This window comes from Wolbachia endosymbiont (group A) of Hedychridium roseum (assembly GCF_964028325.1).
Classification (GTDB): domain Bacteria; phylum Pseudomonadota; class Alphaproteobacteria; order Rickettsiales; family Anaplasmataceae; genus Wolbachia.
Genome location: NZ_OZ034755.1, coordinates 437,866 through 454,150, shown reverse-complemented (window position 1 = coordinate 454,150; position 16,285 = coordinate 437,866). Strand labels below are relative to the sequence as shown.

At 35.4% G+C, this 16,285-nt stretch carries 14 protein-coding genes, 1 tRNA gene and 2 pseudogenes; 8 read left to right on the top strand and 9 right to left on the bottom strand.

What is annotated here, in order from left to right; translation table 11 throughout:
- Positions 1 to 20: 20 nt before the first annotated feature.
- Together ABWU23_RS02080 and ABWU23_RS02075 are read right to left on the bottom strand one after the other, a co-directional pair.
- Entirely contained in the window at positions 21 to 452 is a 432-nt protein-coding gene (locus ABWU23_RS02080) for a hypothetical protein (protein WP_353270716.1), read from the bottom strand.
- A gap of 65 nt (positions 453 to 517) precedes the next feature.
- Positions 518 to 593 (bottom strand) — tRNA-His (locus ABWU23_RS02075).
- 150 nt (positions 594 to 743) lie between these two features.
- Between ABWU23_RS02075 and murJ the strand changes: the two genes are divergently transcribed.
- The 4 genes from murJ (at position 744) to ABWU23_RS02055 (ending at position 5,826) form a co-directional block, all read left to right on the top strand.
- Positions 744 to 2,240 (top strand): murein biosynthesis integral membrane protein MurJ, encoded by a 1,497-nt coding sequence (gene murJ / locus ABWU23_RS02070; protein ID WP_353270715.1) that lies wholly within the window; start codon positions 744 to 746, stop codon positions 2,238 to 2,240.
- On the top strand, positions 2,233 to 2,505 hold the full coding sequence (locus ABWU23_RS02065; protein WP_253309641.1) for a hypothetical protein: 273 nt from the start codon (positions 2,233 to 2,235) through the stop codon (positions 2,503 to 2,505). Before murJ ends, ABWU23_RS02065 begins: the two co-directional genes overlap by 8 nt.
- Positions 2,502 to 5,054, top strand: coding sequence for an AsmA-like C-terminal region-containing protein (locus tag ABWU23_RS02060; protein ID WP_353270714.1), 2,553 nt, complete (start codon positions 2,502 to 2,504; stop codon positions 5,052 to 5,054). Before ABWU23_RS02065 ends, ABWU23_RS02060 begins: the two co-directional genes overlap by 4 nt.
- 97 nt (positions 5,055 to 5,151) lie before the next feature.
- On the top strand, positions 5,152 to 5,826 hold the full coding sequence (locus ABWU23_RS02055; protein WP_265044955.1) for a hypothetical protein: 675 nt from the start codon (positions 5,152 to 5,154) through the stop codon (positions 5,824 to 5,826).
- Between the two features lie 302 nt (positions 5,827 to 6,128).
- Here the strand turns inward: ABWU23_RS02055 and ABWU23_RS02050 are convergent, their stop codons facing one another.
- From ABWU23_RS02050 to ABWU23_RS02040, 3 genes are all read right to left on the bottom strand, one after another.
- A complete protein-coding gene (locus ABWU23_RS02050) occupies positions 6,129 to 7,313 on the bottom strand; it encodes a phage portal protein (RefSeq protein ID WP_264688245.1) in 1,185 nt (394 codons plus the stop codon).
- 235 nt (positions 7,314 to 7,548) lie between these two features.
- The gene (locus ABWU23_RS02045; protein WP_264688493.1) at positions 7,549 to 7,791 is read right to left on the bottom strand and encodes a type II toxin-antitoxin system RelE family toxin; all 243 of its coding nucleotides are present in this window, start codon (positions 7,789 to 7,791) and stop codon (positions 7,549 to 7,551) included.
- Positions 7,788 to 8,021, bottom strand: coding sequence for a DUF6290 family protein (locus ABWU23_RS02040; protein ID WP_010081986.1), 234 nt, complete (start codon positions 8,019 to 8,021; stop codon positions 7,788 to 7,790). Before ABWU23_RS02040 ends, ABWU23_RS02045 begins: the two co-directional genes overlap by 4 nt.
- A 275-nt stretch (positions 8,022 to 8,296) precedes the next feature.
- Here ABWU23_RS02040 and lipB point away from each other — a divergent pair, with 275 nt between their 5' ends.
- The 3 genes from lipB (at position 8,297) to ABWU23_RS02025 (ending at position 10,637) form a co-directional block, all read left to right on the top strand.
- Positions 8,297 to 8,914 (top strand): lipoyl(octanoyl) transferase LipB, encoded by a 618-nt coding sequence (lipB, locus tag ABWU23_RS02035; protein WP_353270713.1) that lies wholly within the window; start codon positions 8,297 to 8,299, stop codon positions 8,912 to 8,914.
- Positions 8,914 to 9,891, top strand: a complete 978-nt coding sequence (locus ABWU23_RS02030; RefSeq protein ID WP_253309636.1) for an LD-carboxypeptidase — start codon at positions 8,914 to 8,916, stop codon at positions 9,889 to 9,891. Before lipB ends, ABWU23_RS02030 begins: the two co-directional genes overlap by 1 nt.
- A 548-nt stretch (positions 9,892 to 10,439) precedes the next feature.
- Positions 10,440 to 10,637: a hypothetical protein gene (locus tag ABWU23_RS02025; RefSeq protein ID WP_353270712.1), complete on the top strand. Its 198-nt coding sequence runs from the start codon at positions 10,440 to 10,442 to the stop codon at positions 10,635 to 10,637.
- A gap of 89 nt (positions 10,638 to 10,726) precedes the next feature.
- Here ABWU23_RS02025 and ABWU23_RS02020 read toward each other — a convergent pair whose 3' ends face one another.
- A complete protein-coding gene (locus ABWU23_RS02020) occupies positions 10,727 to 11,974 on the bottom strand; it encodes an IscS subfamily cysteine desulfurase (RefSeq protein WP_353270711.1) in 1,248 nt (415 codons plus the stop codon).
- 462 nt (positions 11,975 to 12,436) lie between these two features.
- Here ABWU23_RS02020 and ABWU23_RS02015 point away from each other — a divergent pair.
- A pseudogene (locus tag ABWU23_RS02015) lies at positions 12,437 to 13,452 on the top strand (IS110 family transposase).
- Between the two features lie 227 nt (positions 13,453 to 13,679).
- On the opposite strand, the pseudogene ABWU23_RS02010 reads toward ABWU23_RS02015, so the two are convergent.
- The 3 genes and pseudogenes from ABWU23_RS02010 to ABWU23_RS02000 all read right to left on the bottom strand — a co-directional run.
- Positions 13,680 to 14,382 (bottom strand): annotated as a pseudogene (locus ABWU23_RS02010) (transposase); the annotation flags it as partial.
- A 104-nt stretch (positions 14,383 to 14,486) separates the two neighbouring features.
- Positions 14,487 to 15,236: an alpha/beta hydrolase gene (locus tag ABWU23_RS02005; protein WP_253309626.1), complete on the bottom strand. Its 750-nt coding sequence runs from the start codon at positions 15,234 to 15,236 to the stop codon at positions 14,487 to 14,489.
- A 1-nt stretch (position 15,237) separates the two neighbouring features.
- Positions 15,238 to 15,765: a c-type cytochrome gene (locus ABWU23_RS02000; protein ID WP_353270710.1), complete on the bottom strand. Its 528-nt coding sequence runs from the start codon at positions 15,763 to 15,765 to the stop codon at positions 15,238 to 15,240.
- Positions 15,766 to 16,285: the final 520 nt, after the last annotated feature.

Below are 16,285 nucleotides of genomic sequence, written 5' to 3'. Positions count from 1 at the left end.
ACTTAATTGGTTTAAAGTGATTAGCACCCCTTCCCTTTTGAAGAAAAACACTCAACTATAGGAGAAATAATATATTCATTCACTTTTTTAGCAGCAAATGATGTAGCTATGATTGCAAATATCCCTGCAATTGGCGCTATGGCTCCTATTGCCGCACCTGTTAAAGCTGCAGAGCCCATTCCAAGCATTGCACCAGGAAAAATAGCAGTTGCGGCTGCAGCAAGGCCAACTCCAATTGCAGCGCTTGCAACGCATAAAACGGCCATATTGAAAAGATCTTTCTTGGAGCATTCTCCTTCGCATATATCACATGCAGTCAATAATATTACAGGAACGTCAGCAATAATTCCACCTATAACCAAAGGTGACAAAGCTGTGAAACTCAATCCCAAACCTGTAAGTGCACCTATTACTGATGCTACACCTAAAAGTATTAAATCTCCTTTATACATACAACCTCCCTAATTAATTGATATATTACCATTTGTTCATATTTCTGTAAAGCAGAAAATTTTAGTGGGGCGAGCGACCAGGATCGAACTGGCGACATTCAGTACCACAAACTGACGCTCTACCAACTGAGCTACGCCCGCCAAGATATAAAATATCTAACATACGAGCGCAAATAGTCAATTGATTATTTAACTCTCCTTTTGTAGAGGGTTTTAAGTTTAGCCAATAAATATTTTCATTGATACTTTTACTATTATAGTTAATTGTATTGATACTAATGAAGTAGTGGTATGTTTAAAAGTATTTTCACATTTAGTTTTTTTACGGCTATTTCAAGGATCTCAGGGTTAATAAGAGATGTATTGATTGCTACGGTTATTGGTGCAAACTCTCTTGCAGACATATTTTTTTCTTCGTTTCGTTTTGCCAATCTATTTCGCGCATTTTTTGCAGAGGGAGCATTTACCACGTCCTTTATACCGTTATATTCAATAGAATCACACGATGATAAAAAGGCATTTAATTTTGCAAGTAGTGTAATATCCATTACGTTTATTATCTTAGTAATTTTTTGCCTTATCATGCAAACTTTCTCCCCTTATATGATTCAAATTTTTGCTCCTGGATTTGACCAAAGTAAGTTTACCCTTACTTTTACTTTATCAAGAATTATGATGCCCTACATAATCTTTGTTTCAATTGCATCACTTATTGGTGGAATGCTGCAAGTAAAGCAGCATTTTGCTTCAACAGCTATTGCACCAATCGTTTTGAATCTCTGTTTAATCATCAGTTTGTTTGTGCCTTACATAAAAACTCCAGCGCACAACCTTTCTATAGCTGTCCTTATAGGAGGAATTTTCCAGCTACTTTTGATACTATTTAGTGCATACAAGTTAAAGGCAGCTTTTTCTTTTAGCCTTGAATTAAGCAATGAAGTAAGGTTGTTTTTTAAGCGTGTGATACCTGCAATTATCAACAATTGTGTAACTCAAATAAGTGTATGGATTGACACAATCATGGCGAGTTTTATACCAAATGCGGTGTCCTATATATATTATGCCGATAGACTAAATCAACTACCGCAGGGAATAATCGGTACTGCAATCGGTACAGTGCTTCTTCCTTTAATTTCAAAACAGGTAAATAATACTGAAAATATAGTCAAAATACAGAACAAGGCTCTCAACATAGGATTAATGTTAATTATGCCAACAACTGCTGCCTTTATTATTATTCCCGACATAATTTTACTTACGCTTTTTTCTTACGGCCGGTTTGATCATTATGCAGTGCAGCAAACTGCTCCCACGTTAATAGCATTTTCTCTTTCTTTACCTGCATTTATTATAAATAAAGTATTGCTACCCACGTTTTTTGCTAAAGTCAATCTAAAAATACCAACTATGTCCTCACTAATGTGCCTTGGAATTAATGTAGTGCTAAACCTTTTGTTAATGAACGAGTATCAGCACACGGGGATTGCTATCGCTACTTCCGTTTCCACTTGGATAAACTCCATTCTATTAATTAGTTATTTAACAATAAATAAAATATATAAGGTTAGCCAAGCGTTATTGTTAAATATCATGAAAATTTTTGTAGCAACGGTAGTCATGTCAATAGCCCTTTATATTTTTAATTCTTTGTTGGCAGGATTATTTTTTGATAAAATATTGGCTCGTATTGTTTATTTAACGACTTTAATAGCTTTGAGTGTTATTGTTTATTTTGGTATTCTCTATTTAATGTTTAGAGGAAATTTGAATAATTTGAAATATGTATAAACTAGATCTTTTGCTAAAGGAACAGCAAACGGTGTCATCCCAGTGCTTGACACTGGGATCCAGATATAAAAATATTTGCAAATTATGCAATAGACAACAGATTCTAGGAGCATACGCTGAAATAATGCCCATGATGAAAATAAGATGGATCCCAGTGTCAAGCACTGGGATGACAGGAGTGGGTGCTGGGATGACAAAGATAGACATTGAGATGACAAAGGTAGGAAATAGAGTAACTCCATTGCAATTAAGAGGCATATTATGAAGCTCTCAATATACGCCATATTATCAATCTCGCTGCTATTAATTCTCATGCACGTTGCTGCAACTTTTAAGGATTGGAGTGGCTACAGGAAATATATCATAAAAGAGTTGGAGAGAACGTATGATGCTAAAGTGCATATTGGAGGGAAAGTTGAAGTTTCACTCATTATTCCAAAGCTCACTATTCATAATGTATATATACAATACAACGAAAATAAAGAGCAAAAGCTATCAGATTTAATTAGTGTAAGAAAAATTGAAATAAGGCCATCGTTCCTATCGTTGCTTTTATTCTCGTTGCAACCAAAGTCAATCACATTGTTTGGCATGAAAAGCAATAAAGAAAATTTAATTAATATTATAAATACAAAAGCCAGTGGTAACACAGTCGATATAGTAATAAAAGACAGCCAAGTAAGTTTTAAGAATGATTTCGCTAATTATAGCAGCATTGTTAATATAAAGGAAGTTGCTGTAAAAAAAAATAGGCAATTCTCCGGTAAAGTAAAGGTAGGTGATAATAATTACGATTTTTCAGGAAAGGTTGATATCACAAAAAAGAATGTACACATTAGTGTTGAATCAAATTTTGTAAATTTGCTATTTACAGGTAATAGAAATCAAGAAGAACTCCAGGGTAATTTAACATTAACAATTAATAACAGTTCCGGTTCTGTGGGTGATTTAGCAAAAATCATTAATCTTAGCTTTCTCTCTTGTGTTATTCCTAGCGAAAATATCAAGATATCATCCAATATAAGTCTTAATGAAAGTGAGTTTACGGCAACTGACTTAAAAATTGATTCCAAAAGCATGCAAGCCAGCGGTACAATACAAAATGATAGAAAAAGCGATCACACTAATTTCAATATTAGCTTCAGTAAAGTTGACTTAGATTCCATACAAGACAATTCACAAAAAACAACGAATATAAAAGACCTTCTGGAATGTTTTAGAGCAGTTGTGCCAAAGAACTTGAGCTTAAATTTTAATATGGAAGCTTCTAACATTCAATATCAAAACAAAATATTGGACAATTTCCGTGCTGTACTAAAATCCACTGATGGCAAAGTAAAAGTTAATACGCTTCTTAAATTTCCTGGAATCAATAATATATCTTACTTATCAGGAGAGATCTCAAACAATAATGTCCTATCTGAATTCAACGGTGATTTGTTAGTAGAAGGAAATGATTTTGAGTCATTCATTTCATGTTTTTTTCCTTCTATAAAGATGAAAGAAAACCAGAAAAATCAATTTACACTAAGTTCTAAACTGCACCTTGCACCAAGAATATTATCTATCTCAGACATTAGACTGCTAAATAATAAGGAATCCTTGCAAGGGTCAATTAGAGTAAGCCACACAAAAAAACGCAGTGTGGTTGATGGTAAATTTAGCATGCATAATCTTGATGCAGATAAATATGATCATTCATTATTTAGCAGTTTATCTAAAATGCAACGGCTGAAAAATTTTCAGTATGATGCAAATATAAAGGCCAGTGTTAATAACCTTACATTGAATGATACGAAAATTAAAAATTTGGATTTTTTGCTGAAAATGGAAAAAGGTAAGCTAGTTGCAGATAAAATAAAACTATCTGGAGAAGATTTCGATATTACCGGTAATGCAAAAATATTAGTAGATCAAAAATACGCCAAACCTTTATTAGATGTGAACCTTACGGGCAATAAATTTAATGGAAATATCTTTAAATTACCAAATTTAGTAGAGGTAAAAAGAAATTCAAGAAATGAGATAGATCAAATTCAATGGTCAACAAAGCAGCTTGATTTTTTGGATGACAAAGAAGGCTTTGATGCAAATGTGCAAATCAATACTGCAGAATTTAAAACCGAGCAGAATGTTTTGAAAGATTTTAATTTGGATGCGGTAATGAGAAACAACGTTATCACTATCAGGCAGGCAAGTTACGTATTAGAACACGGGCAAGTGTTTTTTCAGGGTTATTTAAGATCAGACTCAATGAATACAAGATTTTCTATTGTAAATTTGGACACTAAAAAGATTGGTAAGGTTATAGGAATGGACAATGTAAATGGTCAGATAAGCTTAAGTGGTGCAATCAAAACTCAAGGAAAAAGTTTTCATGATTGGGCTAATAGCTTATCAGGAGATGTAAACTTACAAGCGCAGGGAATAGAAGTTACTAATGTAGATTTCAATTCATTTATCGCTAATTTGTTAAGCAGTAAGAATAAGTCTGAAATTTCCACATTTGCTTATGTTGATATATATAATGGCAGTACATTTTTTGAAAATATTAGCGGAAAAGCAAGTATTAAGAGTGGTATATGTTCAACTAGTTTACAATTCGGGATTGATCAAGCATCAGGGTCGATCTCTTCTAATTTAACCTTATCTAACTTCGCTTTAGCTTCTATATTCAGGTTCTTTTTCATACCACCAAACTATAGTAATCCAATCTATATCGATATGCATTTGTATGGCCCTATTTGGCGTCCTAAGATGAGTTTTGATGTAGACCAAATCTTCATCGCTCTGGTTGGCAAGAGAAATAGTTAATTTACTAACATCTGTTTATAAGAGTCATATGTGCTTGACACCTGGTTAATATTAGGTTAATATATTGATATGAGCGTTAAGTTGTAGGTAAAAAAAAATGTTTAGTATGTTTTCGAATCTTTTTGGCAAAAATTCTAATAATTCAAGTGTTATTGGAAGTGATGTAGAAGTTAGCCCTATAAAAGAAACAGTGACTCCTGTAGATATTGATGAGGGTTTTGAAGAGATTGATCTTGCAGAAATTGATGAGAAAGAATTTTTTGAATGTGCAGCAACACAAGAAGAACTAAATTCGTTGCTTGAATCTGAATCACAAGGTAAAACTATTTCTTATGCCCTTAAGCCATTGCTTTATACTGCAAAATATGGAGCTAAAGCGCTATCAGCAACAACGGTAGTTGTATCGTACGCCTTAAATGGGGCTTCATATGGTATAGCTGGTATATCTTATATTCCTCATGGTGCATCAAAAGTGCTTAAAAAATGCAAAGGAGAAGATAAAAACACAGTAGGGTATAAAATTACCACTTCTTCTCAGAACTTACTAGATTTTACGTCAGGTGCTATATATACTGTGTCATATGTACCATATGGTGCTGGAGTAGTTTTAAATGGAGTGTCTGGTATAGCGAATCAATTAGATTCCTCTTTATCTCCTAAAAAAATAGAGCAGATCTGCACTAAATCAGATTTGTTTGTAGACAACTTATCCAGTAAATTAAAGGGAATAAAAATAGAGAATTTTTCACAAGCTCTAGCGGTAGCTTGTTAGGCGTGTACGGTTTAGGAGACAATAAACTCATCTGAACGGATATCTTCAAGCATATCTGTTCAATGGTGCGGTAGAAAATGGTTGCGCAGACAAAGTTGCTATAGCTAGTGCAACCCTACGTCACACCGCCGCGGCGCTAACATGTAGCAGAATGAAGAACCCTCGGTAAACCCAAAACTATAGGATAAAATAGACTAAATATGGTGTAATTTGGCTGATTTTTTTAATATTTTACAAAGTACAAAGCAAAAACTTAAACTCTTTTAAGTTGTCTTTTAGCCGCACAACTGAACGGATCAAACTTAACCTAACTCATCACCACCTGGCAGTGGTGGCAAGCCAAATGCTTCCCTTTTTTCATTGAGTGTCATAAAGCTTGCGTTTTCTACGTATTTCCACAACTTTTGCCTCTTTTCCATGAGAATTTCTATTGCATCTTTGTCGTACGACAAGCACAGATCCTCGCCAAATTTTGGTGTTAGCCAAGAATTCAGGTGACAGATAATATTTTCTAGCGTTGGTAAAACCGTCTGTTCCCAGAGGGATAAGCGTGCTTCGACTAAATTGCTATAAGTGTTATCACCTGGTATGCCAAGCAACTGCGGTGGGACGCCAAAAGCCAGGGCAATATCACGAGCTGAACTGTGTTTGGACTCAATAAAATCCATATCCCTTGGTGATAAGCTCATTTCCTTCCACTCCAAGCCTCCTTCAAGCAATATCGGTCTTCCAGCATTGACAGAACCTGAATAATGATCATTTATTTGCTCTTTTAAGCGTTGGTACTGCTCTTGACTTAAACTTCCACCACTCCCGTCCTTCGCTGATTTCACAACTATTGCACCACTTGGTCTTGCCCCATTTTGCAACATCGCTTGATTCCAAGCACCCGCCTGATTATGCTGATCTATACTGTATGCAGCTGCCTCAATTGGTGATAATCCATACCAATCATTCAAAGGGTTAAAGGTCTTTAGGTGCAACACTGCTGAACGTCCGGTTAGTTTATCAACTTTAAAGTCATAACCGTTGTTATTTATGGTATAACGATAGATATAAGGAACGTTATTTCTCCCTGGAACAATTTCAACCCTATCAGGGCGCAGAAGATAAAGCTCTGTTGGTGGTTTTCTATTGTTCTGCGACTCAACCATCAATATATAAGAATTGCCGTTAACTAACCGATAAGTTACAATCCCCTCAATAAATTCCGATTTTGATGTCATTGGATTAGGAGAATAAAGTAATTTCAGTAATGGATGGGCTTTTAGTTGCGATTTTCCCTGTTCAGTAAGCTGGCAGAGAGTAAAAGGTACTGAAGATGCAGCACTTGCAATCATATTAATTGCTCGAAAGGCAATAACATTTTTTATGTAACCTTCCTCAGCAAAACTTACATAATCACGCTTACTCCAACTTGGTTCCATCATTAGCTGCAAAGCAGAATATTCACTGCTTTTCTTTCTTTGAAAAATGTTGAAATTCATATGTGCCTCCTAAAAAATTGAATTTGTGGTAGAATTATATCAATTGGTGTCACAGGAAGGATATACTAACGTACGAACATTATGTTTGAGAGCAATCTCTACACAGTAGTTAAATGGCAGGCACAATAAGGGGTAGCAAAAAGAATGAGCTTTTTTTTTGAGCTGAGCGAAGCCACCTAAGGTAGAAAATGAATCAGGAAGGAGTAAAAATATATTTAATGTTTATATGATGTACTTACTTATAAATATCTTTTCTGTGTCCTATCTCTGTGATAACCACTTCATATTTTATAATATTTACGGAATAGATAACGCGATAATCACCTACCCTTAATCTTCTTTGTCCTTTAAATCTGTAATATAATGGCTCACCAAGGTTAATGGGATCAATTGTAAGGCGCTTATTTATCGCATTTATGATCCTTAATCTTATTGTTTTTGGAAGAGCTGGAAGGTCTTTCTCAAGAACGCTTTCTATGAAGATAATATTGTATTCCAGTCTACATCCTCACTTCTAATTTTCTTTACACCTGAAACATTACGTTTAGCAGCACGCTCAATTAGTATTTTATCTTCCTCATTTTCAATTGCTTCTTGTATTAGCTTCTCTGTTAGTTCTTTAATGGACTTATTTCTTATTTTAGCTAGTCCAGCAAGACACTCTGAAATTTCGTTGTTGAAAGTTATGCTAAATTTTGAGTTTGCCATATATTTCACCTAAAATCTACTAATAATTATACAACATTTTTCTGAATTTTTCAATAAAAAAAGTTGCCTATACGTAAAGAGGACCTGTGTTGACAAACAATTAAACATTTGTCATGTACTATGTTTGTTAAGGAGAAATAGCACAGAAGTTAGTATTAAGTATATTAGGAATAAGAAAGGCTGCGCTCAGTGTCACACACTGGAATGACAAGAAGAGGGCACTTGGATGACAGGAAAAGAATGCATTGCTATACTAAAAAGAAAAGAAATTGAACATGACAGAATGGCTAATATCTAATCAGCTTATTGATTATAACTGTGCCGTAAAATCTATGGAAGAAAAAATTCAACAAATTTACAATAATTCAGCAGACGAATTGGTATGGCTACTCCAGCACCCTCCACTTTATACTGCAGGAATCAGTGCAACAGATGATGATATTGTTGAAAAACTATTTCCTATATATAAAACAGGAAGGGGTGGTAAACACACATATCATGGTCCAGGACAGCGCATCATATATTTAATGTTAAACCTTAAAAAAAGAAATAAATGTGACATAAAGCTATATATTAGAGACCTAAGTAAGTGGATAATAAATGTTTTAAAGCAATTTAATATACTTGGAGAATTTAAAGAGGATAGAATAGGTGTTTGGGTGAATAACAATGGAGTAGAAAAAAAAATTGCAGCTTTTGGTATTCGCTTAAGAAAATGGGTAACTTATCATGGCATAGCGCTTAACGTCTTTCCAGATCTCTCTCACTATAAGGGTATTATTCCTTGTGGACTGCAAGGTTATGGCATCACATCAATGGAAGAACTAGGAGTGAAAGTTCCACTCTCTGAATTGGATGATATACTAAAAAAAGAGTTTTATAAGATATTTTAATGATCATTTACCTTTTATATTTTATTTTCACTTTATGTGCTAACACAGGTATTCATGCAATCGACCGAGTTGATATTATTGCTCCTTCTTCCAAGGGAAAAGAATCAGATCTGACTACTATAAAAGAATATGTAGAAGCTTCGGATTTTAATCCCCATATTTCGGAAAAAATATATAGTAATGACAATCCATTTTATTCCAACTCTGATGAATTCAGAGCAAATGATTTGGTTAGTGCACTAACTAATGATAGTAAAATAATTTGGTGTATCAGAGGAGGAGAAGGGGCTTCTCGGTTAATTCCCTATCTAGAAAAGTTACCCAATGATAAAAAAGAAAGGATTGCTCAAAACAAAAAAATCCTCATAGGCTATAGCGATATAACTGCCTTGCACATCTATCTACAAGCTAAATATGATTGGCAAACTCTTCACGGCACCATGTTGGAAATGATAGTAAATAGCTCCGTTTCTGAAAGCTCTGTTGAAAAATTGAAAGAGTTAATTCTTAACAAGCGGGATTCTATCAGATTTGATAACCTAAAGATGATAAACAATGGCATTAGACTAAAAGATGGCAGATTAGAGTCTAAAGTCATCGGTGGTAATATGACTTTAGTTGAAAATAGTATAGGAACCGCTTGGCAAATAAATGCGAAAGGTAAAATTCTATTTTTAGAGGACATAAGAGTTTACCCATACGCAATAGAGCGCAGTTTAGATCACCTAAAACAAGCTCACATTTTTGATGGAGTGCATGCAGTAATCTTTGGGGATTTCGTTAACTGTTATAATGATAATCTTGTTGAAGTTGTAAAAGAAAGGCTTGCAAAAAGTGTTAACTTTCCTGTATTTACAATGAAAGGGGTAGGCCATGGACATACAAATGACCCTTTACCTCTTAACACTCACGCTATTATTAGCGTTCAAGACGAAAAAGAAGGTTTGTTTTTTATGGATGTGCAGAATGTTAGCTAATCTTATAGCTAATGCGAGCTCTACGTCATGCCGCCACGGTATCTCTTAGCCGCTAACACGTACTTAACCGTCATACCGCGATTCATTCGCGGTATCTCTAGATCCCGCTAACACGTAGCGGGATGACGAGTTATTATACCGCCGCGAACCGTCATGCCGCCGCGGTATCTCTTAGCCGCTAACACGTAGCGGGATACTTAACCGTCATACCGCGATTCATTCGCGGTATCTCTAGATCCCGCTAACACGTACTTAACCGTCATACTGCCGCGGCGCTAACAACTGTACGAACGTTGTAGTTTGGGCCACCAGTGGGGTGTCATCCATAAGTGTTGAAAGTGCTATAAGTGGCATTATATAAGGTGGTTAACGGCATAAATTTCAATGGTAATAAAATAAATTAAAAAAGCGCCTTTTTGCCTGTGGTTAGAAGGTTTAAGCGAATTTTCGACGTGGTTTATCTGCTTTCCCAACAACGAAGGTTGATATCAAGAGGAGATTTACATACCATTAATCACCTTGTGTGATTGCACTTTCAACACTTATGGGTGTCATCCCAGTGCCCAGACACTGGGATCCAGCTTCTATGCAACTTAATTAAAAACGTTTGTTTTAGCGTAAGACAACTACCTTTAGCTCATCAGCTCAGTTATAAGCAAAATTTCTGGATCCCAGTATCTGGGCACTGGGATGACACCATTTGCTGTGCACTTTACCTTCAAAAACGAATGTTCGTACAGCTATGAGTGAGATCAAAGAATTGCAGAATTAAGTGTGAATGGTTACAGAGTAATTTCAAAGTGCATTTGCAGTTGGACTGGCTGAATAGATATACTTAATGAAAGTCCCATTTCACGGTGTTCAAATCTACTCCTTCTTGTACCATCTCCCAAAGTGGGCTCATTTCTCTCAGTCGGCCAATATTTTTAGCAACAAGATCTGCTGCGTACAAAACTTCTTCTTTAGTTGTAAATCGGCCTAGGCCAAATCTAATTGATGAATGCTCAAGGTCGTGGCCATTATTTAGCGACCGTATGACATAGGAAGGCTCAAGAGACACAGACGTGCACGCAGAACCAGAACTTACTGCTAAATCCTTGATTGCCATGATGAGAGACTCACCCTCAACATAGGGAAAGCTCAAGTTTAGGTTGCCAGGAATTCTATTTTCATAATCACCATTTAAAACGATATCAGGAAATGCTTCTTTTATCTTATTGTACAAAATATCTCTCAGTCCTTCCAATTTGCTTGCTTCTGTTTCCATTTCTTCTTTAGCGATACGTGCCGCTTCACCAAAACCAACTGCAAGAGGTGTTGGAACTGTTCCAGAACGCATACCTCTTTCTTGTCCACCACCACTAATCAATGGTATCAGCCTAACACGAGGATTCTTTCTACGGACATATAATGCGCCTATTCCCATAGGTCCATAAATTTTGTGGCTAGAGAGACTCATAAGATCAATGCACATCTCATTAACATCAATTGGAACTTTTCCAAAGCTTTGAGCTGCATCTGTATGGAAAAATATATTATGCTTTCTGCATATTTTACCAATCTCCTTTACAGGCTGAATTACTCCGATTTCATTATTTACCATCATCACTGAAACCAGGATTGTTTTATCAGTAATTGCTTCCTCAAGCTTTGATAAATCTATAATTCCGTTTTGCTTAACAGGCAAATATGTAACTTTAAAGCCTTCATTTTCCAGATGCCGACAAGAATCCAGAACACACTTATGCTCCGTGCAGACAGTTATTATATGATTTCCTTTATTTTTGTAAAAGTGAGCAATGCCCTTGATTGCTGTATTATTTGACTCAGTTGCACCTGAGGTAAAGATAATTTCTTTGCTATCTGCGTTCACCAGATCAGCGATGTGTTTCCTTGCTTTTTCCACTGCTTCTTCAGCAGTCCAACCAAATGAATGGCTGCGAGAGTGTGCATTACTGAACTCACCAAAATAAGGTATCATTACCTCCAAAACACGGGGATCCACTTTAGTAGTAGATTGATAATCAAGAAATATTGGTAATTTTATTTTAGTATCATGTATTTTCTTACTTTCAACATTCATAAAGCTACCACAGGGACAAAATTTACAACTATTTAATAGCACTAAAACTTAATTTTTTCAAGGTATAATCTTGCATCAACAAACATTTTCACCAAAGGGATGTGTGTATGACGCTGGTTCACTCTGTGATGGTGTCATTCCAGCGCCCCTATGATGTCATCCGAGTAAGCTCCTTTTTTTGTCATCCGAGTAGCTGACACTGGTTCACTCTATAATAGTATCATCCGAGTAGCCCCTTCTTGTATCTTGAAAAAAGCATCTAGTGTTTTAAGCTTAAGCATTAGGTGGAGAAGGGAGGAACTCTGTGCTTCTTCTTAGATATAAAATCTGTAGAGGAGATAAGAATTCCCTTCTCAAAAGTATAGGCTGGACGGTATCGTAGAAAGACCTGAATGGTTCTAATTCTGTATTCACAAGACTAGCCTTACTTTTCATTTTTAATGGTAACGTATGGGGTTATATATGATCAACAACTTTTTGGGCATAGATATATCAAAAGATCGCTTTGATGTTTTTCTCTCATTTATAAGCAAAAAAGGAAAGCGTGAAACTAGAAAAAGAAGCTTTAAGAACGATGGTTTCAAAGTCTACTGAATTTTCTACACAAACATAATGTAGAAAAAGTAAAAACCTGCATGGAATCTACTGGTTGTTATAGCGAAGCACTGGCTGAATTTCTACACAATGCTGGACATTTTGTAAGTGTTGTAAATCCTTATTGCATAAAATCTTATGCAAGGAGTAAGCTGATACGACAAAAGAATGATCAGACCGATGCAGAAGTTATTGCTGATTATTGCCAAAGACAGGAACCTTCTAGTTGGACACCACCTTCTCCTGAAATGAAAAAATTAAAACATCTTTATCGTTGCTCAGTTGCGTTAAAAGATGAGTTAACATTAGTAAATAACCACTTAGAAAAAAAAGAGAGACTGCCTAAAGAAGTTGCAAATGCTTGGGAAGACCTTGCAATGAATATAGCTCAAAAAATAGAAACAATAAAAAACTCCGTACGTGAACTATTAAATCAACACAAAGAATTGTTGGAAAATTTTCAACTTCTATTGACTATTCCAGGCATAGGAGAAGAATCAGCAATAGCTATTTTAGCTGAAGTTTCTGATATAGAGGTTTTTAGAGATGCCAGGCAATTGGCAGCATATACAGGAGTTATACCACGAAATATGACGTCAGGTTCCTCTGTATATGCCAAACCCAGATTAAGTAAATCCGGTTCACAAACATTACGTAAGGCACTTTTCTTTCCTGCCATAGTAGCTAAGAATCACAATCCTATCATTATGAGCTTTTGCCAAAGATTAAAGGAAAAGGGTAAGCATAATATGGCCATCGTTGGTGCTGCAATGCGTAAGCTACTCCATATCATTTTCGGTATTCTGACATCCAAAAGTGCTTTTGATCCTAACCATATCAAAAACTACAGGGCTAGGAGGTTGACTGAAGGTTTAGTACTTTAAAATCAAAAATGCTTCCTATCTATCTTATGTAAAGTGGTATCTTACACAAATTTATTGAATGTTGTTGGTTAGTGGATATGTTGATAAGTAAATTTCATCTGTTTTGTGCGTATAAAACTAATTTACTTATCAACATATCCACTAACTATAATCTGTGTACTGTTACACAATTGGAAGTATTTTTTGATTTTATGATGCAACTTGGGAAATTTTATAATTTTTTTGTTGACTAACAAGACGGTATCTCCTCTTTCTTTGAGGTCATTTAGCACTCCCAACCAGAAGTTAGCTCCTTCACTTTCAGCCAAATAAAAACCTAATACTTCTTTTTTGCCATTTTGATCTATGCCTAATATGTTATACATGCATTTACTTACGCAATGCCCGTCCTCTTTGACTTTAAAAAACCATGAAAACTATCGGATATACAGACTGCAGCGGGCGACTACGCCATTCGTTGATTACTGGTAGCAATTTGTCAGTAATACTTGATATCTCTGCCACCGATATTTTGTGATCATAAATTTCCTCAACATGTGACACTATATCTCTATAGCCCATACCACTGGCAAATGTGCTCAAAATCTTCGTTTCAAGCTCTGGATGTAAGTTTGTTTGCCTTTTTTTGACTATTTGTGGTTCGAAACTTCCTTCCCTATCTCTTGGCGTCAAAAGCTCAAATGACCCTGCGCTTGTACGTAAAGTCTTTGCATTCCTCCCATTTCTTCGATTATTCTCTTCGCTTTCAGCCGACAAGTGGTTTTCTATTTCACCTTCCAGGCTTACCTCCAGCAACTTTTTTATAAACGGTGTTAATGCTCCATCTCTTCCTGTCAACGGTCTTCCTTCTCGTATAGACGACAGGATATTTGTTTCTAATTCTTTATAATCTACCAAACCGGTAGTTCTGTTTACTACTTTCTGACTCATTGTCAAACCTCCATTTTTTTATATCAATTTATTACTTTTTTTTCGGTTTGACACAGTTTATTTAACACTCCCGATTGAAGAATTAAGTGGAAATCTGTGAACGGTTACCTATATGTTTTTGCTGGCAAAAATTCTCTAATGGTCTTAAATAAAACTTTCAGTGAGTGATTGTCAGACATGTTGTGCTCTGCTGATTTCATCAAGTATACTTCAACATCGGTTGACTTAATTTTTTCAGCTAAATTCAATGAAGTTTGATAAGGAACATCTTTATCATTAATGCTATGCAATAAGCGCACAGGACAGTTTATATCTATTGCTTCTCTGTTTAAAAGAAGGTTCTTTCTTCCATCTTCGATCAAATTTTTAGTTATTTTGTATGTACAATGCTCTGAAGTAAAATCTATTACACCTTTAGAACCTAGTTCTTCTTTTTGCTTGCCTGACAATTGCTTGAATATCAAATCTTCAGTAAAATCAGGAGCAGACGATATGCCGATTAATGCTGCAATTTTTTCTGAAAATTGAAGGGCAATGAGCAGCATCAGCCATCCTCCCATACTTGAACCTATAATTATTTGTTTATCGCTAGTTAATTCACTTATCACTTTAGCACAATTTTCTTGCCAATCACTTATCGTGTAATCAATAAAATCACCACTTGAATGACCGTGACCAAAATAATCAAATAGCACAAGTGCTATATCGTTTTCTTGGCAAAATTTGTAAATAGCAGTTGCTTTAGTTCCATCCATATTAGATGCAAATCCACCGAAAAAAACTACAGAAGCTTTCTTTCCTTGTAGCTTTCGATATGCTATGTGACCATTATTTCCATCATTACAATAATCCATACTACTTTGGCAAAGCAACCGGGTTATCACTCAATTGACGCAAATAACTAACTAGATCTGCAATTTCTTGTGGATTGGAAATACCTGCAAATGCCATACGCGTACCTTTTATATAGGCTTTTGGGTTCTTTAAGAAAGCAAATAGCTCCTCATACCCCCATTTTCCACCTCTTTCAAGCACTGCTTTTGAGTAATTGAATGAGCTACCAAGATGAGCCTTTTTGTTTCCAACTACGTTCCATAAGTTTGGTCCTACTTTATTCATTCCACCTTTCTCAAAACTATGGCAGGCTATACATTTCTTCGCTGCTGACTTGCCTTTTTCAAAGCTAGCATTCTGCATGAGCGCTCCAATATCGAGCGCCACTTGCTCGATTTTTTGCTGGAACTCATTGTTACCAGCAGCTACTATCGTTTGGTGTTCAATCTTATATTCCTCTGGACTATACAGCATATCAACTACGTTGCTGACTATCATAATGATTAGCCCAGAAAGTAAAATCGATGCTGCAATCTTATTAAGCTCCATAGTTAATTTTTATCAATTAATGTTGCTTAAATTATGCAAATATTTTCGCAAATAGCAACCAATTACCTTGAAGCTCGCTAAAGATGAGAGTCTCTAGCTACAAATATTAAGAAATTTACCAAATGGAAAAAAAGGCAAAAGAAGCCCCGTGGTTGGCTAATTACTTACATTATACTTTCAAGTATGGCGTTTTTTTATTCTAAACGCTTAATAACCGCGATTTAGCTGCTTTTTAATGCAACTAACCTTTAGTCATAAATGTTTAAGAAATTTACTAAACAGAAAAAAAGGCAAAAGAAACCCTAGGGTAGCTAATTATTCACTATCCATTTTTTAAGTTGGCGTTTTTTAATGTTTTAAATGCTTTATAAGCGTATTTCAGCTTGTATAGGTAAAAACCTAGAAATTTGATAAAGACATAGAGTGCACATAGTGCAAAAAATTAAACATGAGACGCCAAATACGTTGAGTTTTTTTGTCATTTAATCTGTACAGAGAAGATAAATAAATAGCTTCATTT